A 261-nucleotide genomic window follows, 5' to 3' on the forward strand; every position below is an offset into this window, starting at 1 on the left:
TGGTTTAAAGCGTCGATATTCATGTATGCGGATAAACCAATCATTTCATCCACCAAACCTGTAACTTGCAACTGTCGTTTCGGTTGTTCTGCTTCTAAAACTTCTACCTGAACAAAATCCCCAGGTTGTAAATGAAGAATTTCAGCGAGTTTGCTGGTTAAGACTAGCCCTGCTGGGGGTATGGGAACTGTTTTCAATTGTCGATCAATGAGTTGGCGCAATTCCCCTTCTAAAGGTAAACCGGTAATAGCAAGGCGATGT

The 261-nt window shown here is 42.5% G+C and carries 1 pseudogene; it reads right to left on the minus strand.

What is annotated here, in order from left to right:
- Positions 1–261 (minus strand): annotated as a pseudogene (locus R0J92_RS23990) (ABC transporter permease); the annotation flags it as partial.

The sequence above is a fragment of the Tritonibacter sp. SIMBA_163 genome (assembly GCF_046535935.1).
Classification (GTDB): Bacteria; Pseudomonadota; Alphaproteobacteria; order Rhodobacterales; family Rhodobacteraceae; genus Epibacterium; species Epibacterium scottomollicae.